This window comes from Streptomyces sp. WAC 04229 (assembly GCF_003947455.1).
Taxonomy (GTDB): Bacteria; Actinomycetota; Actinomycetes; order Streptomycetales; family Streptomycetaceae; genus Streptomyces.
In genome coordinates, this window is record NZ_QHJH01000004.1 from 19,632 (window position 1) to 35,001 (window position 15,370).

At 69.2% G+C, this 15,370-nt stretch carries 12 protein-coding genes; 10 read left to right on the top strand and 2 right to left on the bottom strand.

Annotated features, from left to right (window positions below; translation table 11 throughout):
* Nucleotides 1–114: 114 nt before the first annotated feature.
* Nucleotides 115–1,173, bottom strand: coding sequence for a dihydrodipicolinate reductase (locus DMH12_RS01830; RefSeq protein ID WP_260473976.1), 1,059 nt, complete (start codon nucleotides 1,171–1,173; stop codon nucleotides 115–117).
* Nucleotides 1,174–1,381: 208 nt separating this feature from the next.
* Complete coding sequence (locus DMH12_RS01835) at nucleotides 1,382–2,746, bottom strand: APC family permease (RefSeq protein ID WP_260473977.1); 1,365 nt, start codon at nucleotides 2,744–2,746, stop codon at nucleotides 1,382–1,384.
* A gap of 699 nt (nucleotides 2,747–3,445) precedes the next feature.
* Here DMH12_RS01835 and DMH12_RS01840 point away from each other — a divergent pair.
* The 10 genes from DMH12_RS01840 (at nucleotide 3,446) to DMH12_RS39560 (ending at nucleotide 15,360) form a co-directional block, all read left to right on the top strand.
* Nucleotides 3,446–4,984: an NAD(P)/FAD-dependent oxidoreductase gene (locus tag DMH12_RS01840; protein ID WP_125489745.1), complete on the top strand. Its 1,539-nt coding sequence runs from the start codon at nucleotides 3,446–3,448 to the stop codon at nucleotides 4,982–4,984.
* Nucleotides 4,985–5,066: 82 nt separating this feature from the next.
* Nucleotides 5,067–5,900 carry an alpha/beta fold hydrolase gene (locus tag DMH12_RS01845; RefSeq protein ID WP_260473978.1) on the top strand — a complete coding sequence of 278 codons (834 nt, stop codon included), beginning with the start codon at nucleotides 5,067–5,069 and terminating at the stop codon, nucleotides 5,898–5,900.
* Complete coding sequence (locus DMH12_RS01850) at nucleotides 5,884–7,278, top strand: flavin monoamine oxidase family protein (RefSeq protein ID WP_125489747.1); 1,395 nt, start codon at nucleotides 5,884–5,886, stop codon at nucleotides 7,276–7,278. Before DMH12_RS01845 ends, DMH12_RS01850 begins: the two co-directional genes overlap by 17 nt.
* Complete coding sequence (locus DMH12_RS01855) at nucleotides 7,275–7,979, top strand: transporter (RefSeq protein ID WP_125489748.1); 705 nt, start codon at nucleotides 7,275–7,277, stop codon at nucleotides 7,977–7,979. Before DMH12_RS01850 ends, DMH12_RS01855 begins: the two co-directional genes overlap by 4 nt.
* Nucleotides 7,980–8,005: 26 nt before the next feature.
* Complete coding sequence (locus DMH12_RS01860) at nucleotides 8,006–9,364, top strand: NAD-dependent succinate-semialdehyde dehydrogenase (RefSeq protein ID WP_125489749.1); 1,359 nt, start codon at nucleotides 8,006–8,008, stop codon at nucleotides 9,362–9,364.
* A 29-nt stretch (nucleotides 9,365–9,393) separates the two neighbouring features.
* The gene (locus tag DMH12_RS01865; RefSeq protein ID WP_125489750.1) at nucleotides 9,394–10,509 is read left to right on the top strand and encodes a Zn-dependent alcohol dehydrogenase; all 1,116 of its coding nucleotides are present in this window, start codon (nucleotides 9,394–9,396) and stop codon (nucleotides 10,507–10,509) included.
* A gap of 17 nt (nucleotides 10,510–10,526) precedes the next feature.
* Nucleotides 10,527–11,783: an aspartate aminotransferase family protein gene (locus DMH12_RS01870; protein ID WP_125489751.1), complete on the top strand. Its 1,257-nt coding sequence runs from the start codon at nucleotides 10,527–10,529 to the stop codon at nucleotides 11,781–11,783.
* Nucleotides 11,784–11,882: 99 nt separating this feature from the next.
* Entirely contained in the window at nucleotides 11,883–13,439 is a 1,557-nt protein-coding gene (locus tag DMH12_RS01875) for a long-chain fatty acid--CoA ligase (protein WP_125489752.1), read from the top strand.
* A gap of 42 nt (nucleotides 13,440–13,481) precedes the next feature.
* Nucleotides 13,482–15,161: a class I adenylate-forming enzyme family protein gene (locus DMH12_RS01880; RefSeq protein ID WP_125489753.1), complete on the top strand. Its 1,680-nt coding sequence runs from the start codon at nucleotides 13,482–13,484 to the stop codon at nucleotides 15,159–15,161.
* On the top strand, nucleotides 15,106–15,360 hold the full coding sequence (locus tag DMH12_RS39560) for an SDR family oxidoreductase (protein ID WP_260473979.1): 255 nt from the start codon (nucleotides 15,106–15,108) through the stop codon (nucleotides 15,358–15,360). The genes DMH12_RS01880 and DMH12_RS39560 overlap by 56 nt, the downstream gene beginning before the upstream one ends.
* Nucleotides 15,361–15,370 lie beyond the last annotated feature (10 nt).

Here is a 15,370-nt window from a genome sequence, read left to right on the forward strand (position 1 = left end):
TGCTCGGCAGCACGCCCGAGCCCCCCGTTCCCGTCCGGCGGATCGACCGTGGCGGGCGGCTCTTCGGCGAGACGCGTGAAGACGGCGAACAGGAGGTTCTCCGTCTTCTGCGTCTCAGTCCTGAGAAGTCGTGGCCCCGAGCGAGGCCCGGCCCGCTCGCCGCTCTCCCTTGGCCGCGACCGAACGGGCAGGCAGGTCCCCCATCGAGAGGAGACCGGGACGCGCCTCGACGACCGCGGTGGAGGCGTTGACCGCCGCCGCGATGGTGCTGAGGAAGGAATCGAAGCCCACGGAGGAGCGGAGGTCGACTACCTGCTCCTCTCCGACGATCCGGTAGTCATCGCCCGCGACCACCTCGTCGGCCGGTTCGAAGAACCCGAACGTGATCTCCAGATCGATCACCACGTCGCCCTTGAGCACGCCCCGGGCGGCGTGAGTGACCGCCGCGATCTGCCCCGGTTCGATACGCATGTGGTCCCCGACGCGCGGCGAAGTCGTCACGACAGCGGGTTCGACCTCTCCCACGTCCACCGAGTCGAGATCCCATCCGAGCCCCGCCGCGAGCGCCCCCACGGCCTGCTCGAAGCCGTGGTGCCCGACGACCTCGCCCCGGCCGCGAGCCGTCGCGAACTCGCGCGTGGTCAAGCCGAGGCCGAACTTCGACAGGATCGCGCCGTAGCGTGACATGTTCGTCCGTCGGCGTATCCGCACCCTCTCCACGCGCTGAGTCAGTACGGTCAGGAGGAGAGGAAGGGTGTCCATCAGGACCCCCGGGTTCGCCCCGCTGCCCAGGACGGTCACGCCGTGCGCCTTGGCCGTGTCGTCGAGCCGTCGGGCCAGATCGGGGTGGCTCCGCCATGGATGGGCCAACTCTTCGCAGATGCTCAGGACGTTGTACGAACACTCCAGCAGCGGCAGCAGGACGTCTGCCGCCCTGTCCAGATCCGAGACGGTCGCCACGATCGCGAGGTCGGCGGCGGGCAGCTCGGCCGGGTCGCTCACGACGACGACACCGTTCGCGACGCCACCGAGGAGCACTCCGAGGTCTTGACCAGCCACGCGGGGGTCCCGGTCCGCCGCTCCCACGATCTCCACGTCCGCGCGCCGTAGCAAGGAAGAAGCGATGGCCCGGCCAGTGGCGCCGAGCCCCACCACGACAGTTCGATTCTTCAACGTCACTCCTCTGGGCGCCCCGGTCGGCCCACCCACGACACGGTGCTCGGCGAAACCGGACTTCGCCGGTGGCGTTTGCCTCGTATCCCACTGTCACAGGCCACGGCCGCGGTGAGAACGACACCGTGCACCGGCCTCCCCCGGGGACGATGCACGGTGCACAGCCCGGCCGCGCCCGCTGCGGCCCATGAGCTGACCGGCGAGTCGCTCAGAGTCGCTCGTAGGCAGCCGGTCGGCGCGCTCGCAGGACGAGGGCCTGCACCGCGCCGGCCACGGCCGAGAGGGCGACGAGCCCGCCGATCACCCAGGCGCCCGTGACGGTGCCGACGAGGAGCGGGAAGTTGGCGACCATCATGCAGACCACACAGGCCAGGCCCAGGAAGGCGACGCCCGGGGCCACGACCGTCCGCCACACCGGCTGCCGCCCGTCGGCGCGCCGGAAGAAGCCGATGACGGCAAGGCTGGTGGCAGCCATCAGCAGGACGACGCCGAGGGTGGCGGCTCCGGAGAACCAGGCGTAGAGGTCCCCGATCGGGTCGAGGCCGAGCCCGGCGACGACAAGCGTCGTGACGAACGCGACCGCCGATGCGACGGCCGAGGACGCCGACGGCGCACGGTGCAAGGGGTGGACGACGCCCAGTGCCCCCGGAAGCGCGCCGGCCCGGGACAGCGCGAACTGGTAGCGCGTCACGACGTTGTGGAAGGCAAGTACGCAGGCGAACTGACTGGTGATCAGGAGTACTTGCATGGTATCGGCCCAGACGGACCCGACGTAGCTCCGCGTCAGCGTGAGGACCAGGCCCTCGGGGTCGGCCTGCGCGGCTCCGACCACGGCGTCGACGCCGGCACCCACCACGATCGCCCACACGGTGAACGCGTAGAAGGCTCCGATCACCAGGATCGCGACGTAAGTCGCCCGCGGGACCGTGGTGTCGGGGTCCTTCGCCTCGTTGCGGAACACGGCCGTCGCCTCGAAGCCGATGAACCCGAAGAGGGCGAACATGACGCCGAGTCCCAGGGAGCCGGTGCCCATGATCGGGGGCGACACCGGCTCGGCCGTCAGGCCGTGGGCGCCGCCGTGGCCCACGATGCCGAGGTCCAGGACCAGGAGCAGCATGGATTCCAGCACCAGCACGGCACCGAGCACCTTGGCGCTCAGTTCGATGTCGCGGTAGCCGAGGAAGGCGATGACGCCCAGCGAGACGAGCGCCCACGCCCACCACGGGGAGCCGACGTCGGCGTACCGCTGGACGACGTTGCTCGTCGCGACGCCGACATAGGCGTTCACCCCGACGAGAAGCAGCGTGTAGGAGAAGAGCGCGAGGGTCGCGGCCGAGAGACCGGGTATCCGGCCCAGCCCCGCCTGGACATAGGCGTAGAAGGCGCCCGCGTTGCGTACCCGTCCGGCCATCAGCGTGAAGCCGACCGCGAAGATCAGCAGCAGCACGGTGGAGAGCGCGAAGTACAGCGGCATCCCCGGGCTGCCGCTCACGACGAAGGCGAGCGGCACCCCGCCGGCCACCAGCCCGAGCGGTGCCGCCGCGGCGACGACCATGAAAACGATCTGCGACACGCCCAGCCCACGGTGGAGCGGGTTGTCCAACCCTGTTTCACCGCCGGGTGCTTCGGCGTGACCTGTCTTGGAGAGGTCGGTCATCGCGACCACCTTTCGGCTCACGGGCCAGTACCGGCTCGTCATGGGTGGATGAAGGAGTGCATGAAGCGGTACGCCTGCGCGAACGAACGGGTGCGGCTCCCACACAGCGGGCTGGGCCAGGGCGGCAGGAGGCGCGTCTTCCCGCCCGAGAAGACTTGGCTTCGTACGGGTTCCGGTTCGTCGGCCGTTTCCACTCGGCCGCGATCGCGGGAGTGACGGGGGCGATTGCCCTTCGGCTCGACACATCCGTGTGGCCCGACGCGCGACGAGGTCGTGAGCACGGCCGGCTCGACCTCCGCGCACGACCTCGACGAGACGTTTAGTAGCACTAAACTCCGGGGGCAAACCTCTATCACGCCGGTCCTGCTGCCGCAACGGCTGCGGCACGACCGGCCTCTGGACGGCCGTCTCCGGCCGGTCGGCTCCCGGAAGGGCCGGGCCGCGGGCTGGACCGGGGCCTCGGCCCGAACGTCGGACACCGTATGGGCGCAGCGGGCCGGCCCTCCTGTGCATCGTGCACCGAGCCGTGTCGAAGGAGGTGCCCGCTGTCGTTCTCGGGGGCGGTCGCGGCTCGCGACAGTGAGGTGACCGCCACAGGAACAGCGAGGAAACGTCATGACAGCTGAGGTGTTGGACGCCGTCGAGGAATTCGACGTGGTGATCATCGGAGCCGGGATCTCCGGGATCGGCGCGGCCACCTATTTCAGCCGGGAGCTCCCCGACAAGTCGCTCGCCGTGCTGGAAGCGCGCGACGACATCGGAGGCACTTGGGACCTGTTCCGCTATCCCGGCATCCGCTCGGACTCCGATCTCCACACGTTCGGATACGCGTTCAAGCCCTGGCGCCACGAAGCCGCGATCGCCGACGCTCCCCTCATCAAGGACTACCTGCACGAGACCGTCGAGGAGAACGGCCTGGAGCGCGTCCTCAAGCTCGGCCACCGGGTCGTCCGCTCGGAGTGGTCCACGGCGGACTCACGGTGGACCCTCACCGTCCAGACGTCGGACCCCGCCACGGGAGCGACCCGGACCAGGACGATCCACGCCGGATGGGTCTTCGCCGCCACCGGCTACTACCGGTACGACGAGGGATTCTCACCGGAGTTCCCGGGGCGGGACGACTTCGAGGGCCGGATCGTCCATCCGCAGCACTGGCCGGAGGACCTCGACTACGGCAGCAAGAAGGTCGTCGTCATCGGCAGCGGCGCGACCGCGATCACGCTGGTGCCGGCCATGACCACCGGGGCGGGCGCCGCCCGGCACGTGACGATGCTGCAGCGCACCCCCACCTACGTCATGGCGCTCCCCCGTGTCGACAGGGTCGCCCTGGCGCTCACGAAGCTGCTCGGAGAAGAGCGCGGGTACGCCATGACGCGGTTCAAGAACATCTGGACCGAACACGCCGTCGTCAAGGGCCTACGGGCCTTCCCCAAGGCCGGGCGGGCGTTCATCCGGCGAGAGAACGTCAAGCGCCTTCCCAAGGGCTTCGACGTCGACAAGCACTTCAACCCGCCGTACAACCCGTGGGACCAACGGCTGTGCGTGGCACCGGACGGGGACTTCTTCGACGCGATCAAGGAAGGAAGGGCCTCCGTCGTCACCGATGCCGTGGCGCGTTTCAGCAAGCGCGGAATCGTCCTGGCGTCGGGCGAGGAACTGGAAGCCGAGGTCATCATCACCGCCACGGGGCTCAACCTGCGGCTCTTTGACGGCATGCCCATCGTGGTGGACGGGCGCCAGATCGACATCGCGGACGCGCTCTGTTACCGCGGCATGCTGCTGAGCGGGATCCCGAACTGGGCGATGGCGATCGGCTACACCACCTCGTCCTGGACGCTCAAGGTGAGCCTGATGTGTCGCTACTTCATCGACCTGGTCCGGCACATGGACTCCCGCGGGTACGACACGGTGGTTCCGGTCGCGCCGTCGGGAACGAATCGCAGGCCCGTCATGGACCTTCAGGCCGGGTACGCCAAGCGCGGCGAGAAGCTCCTGCCCAAGCAGGGCCCCGAGAAGCCCTGGCGGATGGCGATGTCCTACCCCGAGGACGCCAGGGCGCTCCGCGGCCCGGTGGCCGACGAGAACCTCGAGTTCGGCACCCGTCGGAGGGCCGCCGCGCAGTCGTCCGACGGGCGGCGAGCCACCCATGCCTGAGACGAGCCCCGACCGGTACGCGACTCTGCCGTCCGGGATGACGATCTGCTTCCGGGAACACGGCGCCAAGGACGACCCCGCGATGCTGCTCATCGCGGGGCTGGGCGAAGACCTCACCTTCTGGTCCGACTCGTTCGTCGGCTCGCTCGTCACCCGGGGTTTCCGGGTCGTCGCGATCGACAACCGGGACGTCGGTAAGTCGACGTTCGTCGCCGCTCCCCCTCCCGGGCTGTGGCGTCAGATCGCGGCGCGTCCGCGCGGCGACGCGTACGCGCTGGCTGACATGGCCGAGGACGGCATCGGCGTGCTCGACCATCTCGGGATCTCGCGGGTGCACCTGGTGGGGCGGTCGATGGGCGGGATGATCGCGCAGACGATCGCGGCCGCGGCGCCCGAGCGCGTGATGTCGCTGACCTCGCTCTACTCGACCACGGGGGCGAAGAAGGTGGGCCGGCCGGCTCTGTCGACGATCCGGCTCCTCGCCGCCCCGCCTGCGAGGAACAGAACGGCGGCGGTCCGTGCTCACCTGCGACTCACCCGGCATGTCGCGGGAACGGACCATCCCATCGACGACGCGGCCGAGGCCGTCATCGCGGCTCGTGGGTGGGATCGCAGCGCCGGTGAGCCGGCAGCCGGCACGGCGCGTCAGATCCAGGCGATCCAGCGTTCCGGAGACCGGACGGCCGATCTGAGCAGGATCACGGCCCCGACCCTGGTCATCAACGGCGATCGGGACCCGCTGGTCGACCCGAGTGGTGGCGCCGCGACAGTCCGGGCGATCCGCTCAGCGCAGCACGTGGTCATCCCTGGCATGGGTCACCACATCCCCGAGGCCCTCGTCGACCCCATCACGACCTACGTCTCGCAGCACGCGAACCGCGTGGGTGAAGGAGGAAGCCATGTCCGGATCTCGTGAGCCCCGCACCAAGGGCACCACGGTGGACGTCGTGGTCGTCGGTGCCGGTTTCGCAGGACTGAGCGCTGCCGAGCGGTTGGTGAGCACGGGACGGTCCGTCGTGGTCGTGGAAGGCCGCGACCGGGTCGGAGGGCGTTCGCTGTCCGGCGAGGTGGCGGGCGTGAAGGTCGACCTCGGAGCGACGTGGGTGGCACGGCGCCACACCGCCGTCCGGGACCTGGCGAGCCGGATGGGGTGTACCACGACCGACCAGTTCGCCCAGGGCCGCAACGTGCTGTGGATGACGGGGCGGCGTCGCACCTACAGCGGCACCATTCCCAAGGTCTCCCCCTTGGCCCTGGTGGACATGGCCCGTATGCAGACGGCGGTGAACAAGCTGGTCGCGACCATCGATGTCGACGCCGCCTGGGAGACGCCCGGGGCCGGCCGGCTCGACGCCATCTCGTTCGGCGAGTGGCTCGACCGGAAGAACGCGCTCCCCAGCACCCGCGCGCTGATGACCGTCATCAGCAAGGTGCAGTGGGGATGCACCCCGGGCGACGTCTCCTTGCTGCACGCGCTGCGCTACATCCGCTCGGCGGGCGGACTCGACCACATGCTGGACGTCGACGGCGGTCAGCAGCAGGACCGGATCGTCGAGACCACCCAGGAGATCGCCAAGCGGGTGGCGGATCGGCTCGGCGACCGCGTGCGCCTGGAGACACCGGTGCAACGCATCACCCAAGACGACGACGGCGTCACCGTCAGCACCGATTCCGGCGAGATCCATGCCCGGTACGCGATCGTCACGGCCTCGCCGGCGCACCGCGCCGCCATCGAGTTCGACCCCTCACTGCCCGAGCGGGGCGAAGGGCTCACCCGAACCTGGCGCATGGGCGTGCTGAGCAAGGCGTTCGTGGCCTACGAGAAGCCGTTCTGGCGGGCCGAGGGATTCTCCGGTGAGGCGGTGACCGACACCGGAACCGTGTTCATCACCTTCGACGTGTCCCCCGCCCCCGGCGGACCGGGCGTGCTGATGGCCTTCTGCGATCCGCGCGTCTTCGACGGCTTCGGCCCCGAGACCCGGCGCGACCGGGTCGTCCAGCAGCTCGCCGACCTCTACGGTCCGCAGGCCCACGCCCCGATCGACTACGTGGATCACCGCTGGGGAGCGGAGCCCTTCGCCCCGGGCGGCCCCAATCCCGCGGTCGCCCCCTATGCGACCACGAGCTTCGGCAAGGCGCTGTCCGAGCCTCACGGGCGCGTCCACTGGGCCGGCAGCGAGACCGCCGGGGAATGGTCCGGAACCATGAACGGCGCGGTTCTGACGGGCCAGCGCACCGCGGAGAGCATCGTCACCCTCCTGGCCCGCGACGTCCGAGAGGGGGCGTCCCGATGAGGGAGACGCTGTTCCTGCTGGCCGACCTGTGGATGATCTTCGCCGGTTACTTCTACGGCTGGAAGTTCATCCGCCGCTACGGCAACTACCTCCTGGGCCTCGAATGGATGGTCGTCGCGACGTCGGGCACCAACTTCCTGCTCTGGTCACTGCTCGGCGCCAAGAGCGACAGCGTCCTGTACGACGTGGCGTACTTCCTCGACGCCTTCTCCAGATCGATCGGCATCACGCTCATTCTGATCATGGGCCTGATGAAGGTCACCCACCGCTACAAGCCGAGCCTCGGCGTCGACGTCGCCGTGTTCGGAGTCGCGACCGTGGCCGGTCTCTTCCTCCGGCAGTTCCACGGCGCGGACCTGCACACCGGCGGCATCGCGTTCTGGGTCGCCGTGTTCTACGTGGCTGCCAACCTCCTCACGGCGGTCTTCCTCGGGTACTTCGCCAACCGGCTCTGGAAGGCGGGCGAAAAACGGCTCGCGATCTGGACCGGCCTGGTCACCACCGCCGGAACGACCATCGCGTTGACCTACGACTTCTTCCCCCTGCCATTCGACGACGCGGACCGCACGATCTTCTACACCGCCGCACTGGCGACGTGGGGCACCCAGGGATTCGTCTACTTCCGTGCCTACCGCGCGCTGCACGACCACAACGCGGCCCTTGACGCGAACCCGGTCCGCACGACCGGAACCCTCGCATGAACCCCGAGAACGAAGAAGGAGTCAGCATGGCGAAGAGGCACGTGTACGCGGTGGTCGACCCCGCCAGCGGAAAGCTGGTCAAGGAGTACCCGACCGCGACGGACGAGGTCGTGGCGGGGGCCGTCGACGCGGCGGCGGAAACCTACGCGCAGTGGTCGAGGCGGACTTCCGTGGAACAGCGCGCCCAGCTGCTGAACACCGTCGCCGCCCTCCACGACGAGCGCGGCGCGCAACTTGCCGAGATCATCCATCGGGAGATGGGCAAGCCGGTGGACGAGGCCGTCGCGGAGGTCGAGTTCAGCGCCTCGATCTACAGGTACTACGCAGAGAACGCGGAGAAGTTCCTCGCCGACGAACCGATCGAGCTCCTCGAAGGAGAGGGCACCGCTCTCGTCCGTCGCCAGCCGGTCGGCGTGCTGCTGGGGATCATGCCCTGGAACTACCCGTACTACCAGGTGGCCCGGTTCGCCGCGCCCAACCTCGCGCTGGGCAACACCATCGTGCTCAAGCACGCGTCGCAGTGTCCGGAGTCGTCCGAGGCGCTCCAGCATCTGTTCACGGACGCGGGCTTCCCCCGGGGCGCCTACGTCAACGTCCACGCCACCGGCGAGCAGATCGCTCGGGCCATCGCGGACCCCAGGGTGCAGGGCGTCTCCTTCACCGGTTCGGAGCGGGCCGGCGCGGAGGTCGCCGAGAAGGCCGGGCGCAGCCTCAAGAAGGTGGTGCTCGAGCTGGGCGGCTCGGATCCCTTCATCGTGCTGTCGACCGACGACCTCGACGCCACGGTCCAGGCGGCGGTCGAGACGCGGTTCGAGAACACCGGGCAGGCGTGCAACGCCGCGAAGCGCTTCATCGTCGCCGAGGACCTCTACGACGCCTTCCTCGACAAGTTCACCGAGAAGGTGCTCGCCCTGACCGACGGGCTGACGCCGCTCTCCTCGGTCGCCGCCGCCGAGTACCTCGAGGAGCAGGTCGAGCGAGCCGTCGCCGACGGGGCGACCTTCGTCTCCGCACGACAGCGCGAAGGAGCGTACTTCCCGCCCGGCGTTCTGACGGGCGTCTCGCCGACGTCGGCGTCGGCCGCCGAGGAGTTCTTCGGCCCCGTGGCGACCGTCTACCGCGTCGGATCCGAGGACGAGGCCGTCGAGCTGGCGAACGGAACCCCGTACGGGCTGGGCTCCTACGTGTTCACGACGGACACCGAGCAGGCGCTGCGCGTCGCCGACAGGATCGACGCCGGCATGGTCTTCGTCAACGGCGTCGGCCTCGAAGGCGCGGAACTGCCTTTCGGCGGGGTGAAGCAGTCCGGTTTTGGCCGCGAACTGGGGCGGGCCGGAATCGACGAGTTCGCCAACAAGAAGCTCATCCGCACCGCCCGGACGTGATCGCCGCACCGCGCAGAAGGAAGACCGCCATGACCATCGAATTCGACGCCGCTGTCTTCAGGACGCCGAACGAACCACTGACCATCGAACGAGTGAATCTTCCCTCGACGCCTCCGCCCGGCGAGGTGCTGGTGCGGCTCAAGGCGAGCGGAGTGTGCCACAGCGACCTGCACGTGCTCGTGGGCGACTGGGAGGTCCCTTCGCCGATGATCCTCGGCCACGAAGGGGCCGGGATCATCGAAAGCGTCGGCGAAGGTGTCACGACCCTGAGCAAGGGCGACCACGTCGTGCTGTCCTGGACGCCTTCATGTCGCCGCTGCCGCTACTGCATCAGCGGCAGGCCCGTCCTGTGTGACATGGTCAGCGAACACTCGGCGAACCACCTCTCGTTCGACGGCCGGACCCGGATCACGTCCGTGGACGAGGGCGACGTCTACAGCTTCGCGGGCCTCGGAACGTTCGGCCAGTACACCCTCGTGCCCGAGTCCGCCGCGATCGCGATCCGGGACGACGCCCCGTTCCCGCAGTCGGCATTGGTCGGATGCGCCGTCACCACCGGCGTCGGCGCGGCCGTCAACACGGCCGGCGTGCGGCCGAGCGACACCGTGCTGGTCCTCGGCTGCGGAGGCGTCGGGCTGAACGCGATCCAGGGGGCCCGGCTCGCAGGCGCCCGGAGGATCATCGCCGCGGACATCTCCGACGAGAAGCTCGAGCAGGCACGCGTCTTCGGTGCGACCGACCTGATCAACAGCGCCCGCGAGAATGTCGCCGACAGGGTGCACCAACTCACCGACGGACGCGGCGTGGAGATCGCCATCGAGGCCATCGGACTGCCCCGCACCATCGAGTCCGCCTACGAGGTCCTGGCCCGAGGCGGCACGGCGGTAGTCGCCGGGCAAGTGGCGGACGGCATGAGGATCTCCATCGACCCCTTCGTCATGTCCGATCAGGAACTGTCGCTCATCGGCTCGAACTACGGCTCCAGCAAGCCGGATTCCGACTTCCCCATGCTGATCGACCACTACATGAACAACCGCATCGACCTGGACTCCCTCGTGACGAGCGAGATCGGTCTCCAGGACATCAACGAGGCGTTCGACCAGATGAAGCGCGGCATCGGCATCCGCTCGGTGATCACGTACTGAAAGGCAGGGGCGATCCCATGGCCCTGGAATCATCACGCTCGGCTTTCGAGCGAGCCCGCCGCAGCGTCGGCGGGGGTGTGGGGTCGGGCCTGCGCGCCGCGATGCCTCCCCATCCGCTCTTCGTGCGGGAGGCGCGGGGCGCGTACGTCTGGGACCTGGACGGCGACCGGTACGTCGACTACGTGATGGCCTGGGGCCCGCTCGTCCTCGGTCACGGCGACCCGCGCGTGGTGTCCGCCGTGACGCAGGTGGCGGCGAAGATGCAGGTCGTCGGCACCGGCCACCCGCTCGAGTACCTCGCGGCGGAAGCGGTTCTCGAGGCCGTGCCGCACGGCGAGCGACTGCTGTGGAGCAACACGGGGACCGAGGCGGTGCAGGTGGCGCTGCGCCTCGCGCGCGCCGCCACCGGGCGGCGCCGCGTCCTCAAGTTCGCGAAGAGCTACCACGGCTGGCACGACACCGTGTACGCCGGGATGTCCGAGGACGACTGCGACCGCCCCGCAACCCCCGGTGGACCGGGACAGTCGGCAAGCGTCCTCGACGACCTGGTCGTGGCGCGCTTCAACGACGTACAGCTGGCCGAGCGCCTGCTGGGCGAGGCCGTCGAGCGCGACATCGCGGCCGTACTGGTCGACCCGGTGATGAGCAACGCAGGCGTCGAAGTACCCTCACCGCAGTTTCTGTCGACGCTGCGAACCCTCTGCGACCGGCACGGTGTCGTCCTCGTCTTCGACGAGGTGATCGCCGGGTTCAGGATCGCACGGGGCGGGGCGGCCGAGAAGTACGGTGTGCTGCCCGACCTGTCCGTCTTCGGGAAGGCGATGGCCGGCGGCTTCACCCAGAGCGCCGTCGTCGGCCGGGCCGAACTGGTCGATCAGGTGACGGCCGGCGTCGTGCACGCCGGAACCTTCAACGCCAACCCGGTCGCACTGGCAGCCGTGACGGCGACGATGCGCGTCCTGGCCGATCCCTCGGTGTATGAGCTGCTCGAACGGACCTCGTCCGAGTTCGAAGCCCTCGTCGGCGGCGCTCTCGGTTCATCTGCCGACTTCGGCTGCTTCAACCGGGTCGGCTCGCTCCTCCAGTACGTCCCCGCCGGTGGAGCCACCGGACTCCACGGGACCAGCGGGCTCTGGACCGTGATCCTCGAAGAGATGCTGCGTCAAGGCTTCCTGTTCATGCCGTCCGGCAAGGTCTTCATCAGCACGGCACACACCGCCGCCGACATCGAGGCGACGGCCGAGGTCCTCGACCGGCTGCTGCGACGGTTGTGACGTCCGCATCCAGCCGCGTGCAATCCCCACCCGCTCCGGGCCAGGCCGCGTGTTCAGTTCCCCCGCGGCCTGGCCCGGCCCACCTTCCCGGAAGACACCATGCTGAACCTCTCGGTCCTGCTCGAGGACTCCGCCCGCACACACCCGGACCGGGACGCCGTCGTCCTCGGCACGACCCGCCTCACCTACGCCCAGGTCGAGGCCGCCGCCAACCGGGTCGCCAACCTCCTGGTCGACCGCGGCATCTGGCCCGGCGACAAGGTCGCGCTCAGCTGTCCGAACGTGCCCTGGTTCCCCATCGTCTACTACGGGATCCTCAAGGCCGGCGCCGTCGTCGTACCGCTCAACATCCTGCTCAAGAGCCGGGAGATCGCCTACCACCTGACCGACTCGAAGGCGAAAGCGTACTTCTGCTTCGAGGGGGACGCGGGCCTGCCGATGGGTGCGGAGGGACACGCCGGGTTCACCGAGACCGCGGGCTGCGAGCACTTCTTCCTTGTCACCGCCGATCCCGAGGCGCACAGTCCGATCGAAGGCGTCGAGACCATGGGCGCCGCGCTGCAGGGCAGCGCGACGACGTTCGACAGCATGGGGACCACGGGGGACGACCCGGCTGTGCTGCTCTACACGAGTGGTACGACAGGACAGGCGAAGGGTGCCGAACTCAGCCACGCCAACCTGGTTCTCAACGCCCTGGCGTGCAACCGGCTGTTGGACAACCGTCCCGCCCTGGACACCCACTTGGTCGTACTGCCGCTGTTCCACTCCTTCGGCGCGACCGTGCAGATGAACGCCGGCTTCTCGACGGCGAGCACCCTGGTGTTGTTGCCACGGTTCGACGCCCGGCAGGCGGTCTCTCTGATGCAGCGGGAGGAGATCACCTTCTTCGCGGGCGTTCCCACCATGTGGTGGGGCCTGTTGCAGGCGCTCACCGACGATGTCGACGTCGCGAGGATCGCGAAGAACCTGCGAGTAGGCGTCTCCGGCGGAGCCTCTCTCCCTGCCGAGATCATCAAGCAGGTCGGGGAGCGTCTGGGGGTCCGGGTTCTGGAGGGCTACGGCCTCTCCGAGACTTCTCCGGTGGTGACCTTCAGCGATCCGGCGCGAGAGCCACGGCCCGGCTCCATCGGCGTGCCGGTCTGGGGCGTGGAGCTCAAGCTCGTCAACTCGGACTGGTCGGAGGTCGAGGACGACGGCACGGGCAGCGTCATCGGGGAGATCGCGGTCAAGGGCCACAACGTGATGAAGGGTTACCACGGCCGCCCCCAGGCCACCGCCGAAGCAGTCAGGGACGGCTGGTTCCGCACCGGCGACCTCGCCCGCAGGGACAAGGACGGCTTCTACTACATCGTCGACCGGGCGAAGGACCTGATCATCCGCGGCGGCTTCAACGTGTACCCGCGTGAGATCGAGGAGGTCCTGATGACGCACCCCGCGATCAGCCTGGCTGCGGTCGTCGGCGTGCCGCACGAGAGCCACGGCGAGGAGATCAAGGCGTTCGTCATCCTCGACCGCGGCGCCGAGGCCCGTCCCGAGGAGCTGATCGCCTGGGGCAGGGAGCAGATGGCCGGCTACAAGTACCCGCGCATCGTGGAGATCGTGCAGACCCTGCCGATGACGTCCACCGGAAAGATCCTCAAGCGCGAACTCACGTGACCGGCACGCCAAGCGCATGGACACGGGTGGGAAGGACGGCAGATGACAGTGGACGAGGGCCGGTGGCGGGGCACGTTCCCCGGCGGGTTCGGTACGGGGACGGGCGCGGCCCCCGACTCGCTCGTGGCCGCCTGGAAGGCACGCGTGGCGAGGAACCCGGACGGCACAGCGCTCCGATTCTTCGACGGTGCTCTGTCCGCGCGGGAGGTGGACGCGGCGTCGGACGCCCTGGCCGCAGCGTTCCAGGCCCGCGGAACCGGTCGGGGTGATCGGGTCGGCGTGTACCTGCAGAACCTTCCGCAGTACGCGCTGGTGCTGCTGGCCCTGTGGAAGCTGGGGGCCACGGCACTGGGGCTCAATCCGATGTACCGGCGTCAGGAGCTGCGCCGGATCGTCGACGACTCCGGGGCGGTCGGGGTCGTCTGTGCGGACTCGGACGTCCACGAGACGCTCGGCACGCTGGCGGGGAGCACGGTCCGATGGCTGGTCAGCACGTCGGCATTGGATTACCAGTCGAGGAACGATCCGCGGGTCTTCATGACGACGGAGCGTCACGCTCCGGCACCGGACGGCGACCTGGCGGCCCTGATCGGCGAGTTCGAGGGCCGCAGCCCTTCACCCGTGGAGCTGACCCGCGACGACGTCGCGTTCCTGACGTACACCTCGGGAACCACGGGGCCGCCGAAGGGTGCCATGAACACCCACGGCAACGTCCTGAGCGTGGTGGCGACGTGCGCGTCGTGGATGGGTGTGAGCGACGGTGACGTCGTGCTCGCCATGGCCCCGCTGTTCCACATCACGGGCGCGGTGGTCAACGCGACGATCTCCCTGCTCACCGACACCACGCTCGTCCTCACGGGGCGGTTCCACCCCGCAGTAGCCCTGGACGCCTTCGCCGAGCACGGGGTGACCTACACCATCGGCTCCATCACCGCGTACAACGCCCTCTACGAGCTGCCGCAGGCCGGACCGGAGCACTTCGCGTCGGTGAAGGCCCTGTACTCCGGCGGCGCGCCGATCCCCCCGGCCACAGTCGAGCGGTTCCAGGAGCGATTCGGCGTCTACCTCCACAACGGCTACGGGATGACCGAGACGACGTCCGCCGTCATCGCCGTGCCTCCGGGGGACAGGGCCCCCGTGCATCCGCCGAGCGGCACGCTCTCCATCGGCAAGCCCCTGCCGCACCTCACCGCGCGCGTCGTGGACCCGCACGGCAATCCGGTGCCGAGCGGGGAACAGGGCGAACTGGAGTTGAGCGGGCCGCAGGTGGTGCCCGGCTACTGGGAAAAGCCCGAAGTCACCCGCCAGACGATGCCGGAGGGCCGGCTCCGTACCGGTGACGTAGCCGTCATCGACGAGGAGGGCTGGGTCTACCTGGTGGACCGGCTCAAGGACCAGATCAACGTGTCCGGTTACAAAGTCTGGCCGCGCGAGGTCGAGGACGCTCTGTACGAGCACCCGTCGGTGCTGGAGGCCGCGGTCGTCGGGCAGCCGGACGCGTACCGCGGTGAGACCGTCGTCGCCTACGTCTCGCTCAAGGCGGGCCTGACCGCCGCGGCGGAGGAGCTGATCGCCTTCGCCCGGGATCGTCTGGCCGCCTACAAGTGTCCCCGCGAGGTCCATTTCCTCGCCGACCTGCCCAAGACGCAGAGCGGCAAGATCCGGCGTGCCGAACTACGCCGCATCGACGTCGCCGGACCGGTACCACCCTCCACGGACTGATCGTTGTGCTCTTCCCTGGAGCAGCACCATCACCGCCGTCGGCAAGGAGGTGGCCGCCGACCGCCCCCTGCGGTGTCCGGGCGTGCCTACCGACATCGCCTCCACCGTGGCGTACCTGGCCTCGGAGGACTCCTCCTGGGTCACCGGCCACATCCTCACCGTCGACGGCGGCCTCACGGTCGACGGCGGCACCGCGTGACGACCGCGCC

Bases quoted from the DNA above. Each gene is read 5' to 3' on its own strand.
- DMH12_RS01840 (WP_125489745.1), top strand. From the start codon at position 3,446: ATGACAGCTGAGGTGTTGGACGCCGTCGAGGAATTCGACGTGGTGATC.
- DMH12_RS01845 (WP_260473978.1), top strand. From the start codon at position 5,067: ATGCTGCTCATCGCGGGGCTGGGCGAAGACCTCACCTTCTGGTCCGAC.
- DMH12_RS01850 (WP_125489747.1), top strand. From the start codon at position 5,884: ATGTCCGGATCTCGTGAGCCCCGCACCAAGGGCACCACGGTGGACGTC.
- DMH12_RS01855 (WP_125489748.1), top strand. From the start codon at position 7,275: ATGAGGGAGACGCTGTTCCTGCTGGCCGACCTGTGGATGATCTTCGCC.
- DMH12_RS01860 (WP_125489749.1), top strand. From the start codon at position 8,006: ATGGCGAAGAGGCACGTGTACGCGGTGGTCGACCCCGCCAGCGGAAAG.
- DMH12_RS01865 (WP_125489750.1), top strand. From the start codon at position 9,394: ATGACCATCGAATTCGACGCCGCTGTCTTCAGGACGCCGAACGAACCA.
- DMH12_RS01870 (WP_125489751.1), top strand. From the start codon at position 10,527: ATGGCCCTGGAATCATCACGCTCGGCTTTCGAGCGAGCCCGCCGCAGC.
- DMH12_RS01875 (WP_125489752.1), top strand. From the start codon at position 11,883: ATGCTGAACCTCTCGGTCCTGCTCGAGGACTCCGCCCGCACACACCCG.
- DMH12_RS01880 (WP_125489753.1), top strand. From the start codon at position 13,482: ATGACAGTGGACGAGGGCCGGTGGCGGGGCACGTTCCCCGGCGGGTTC.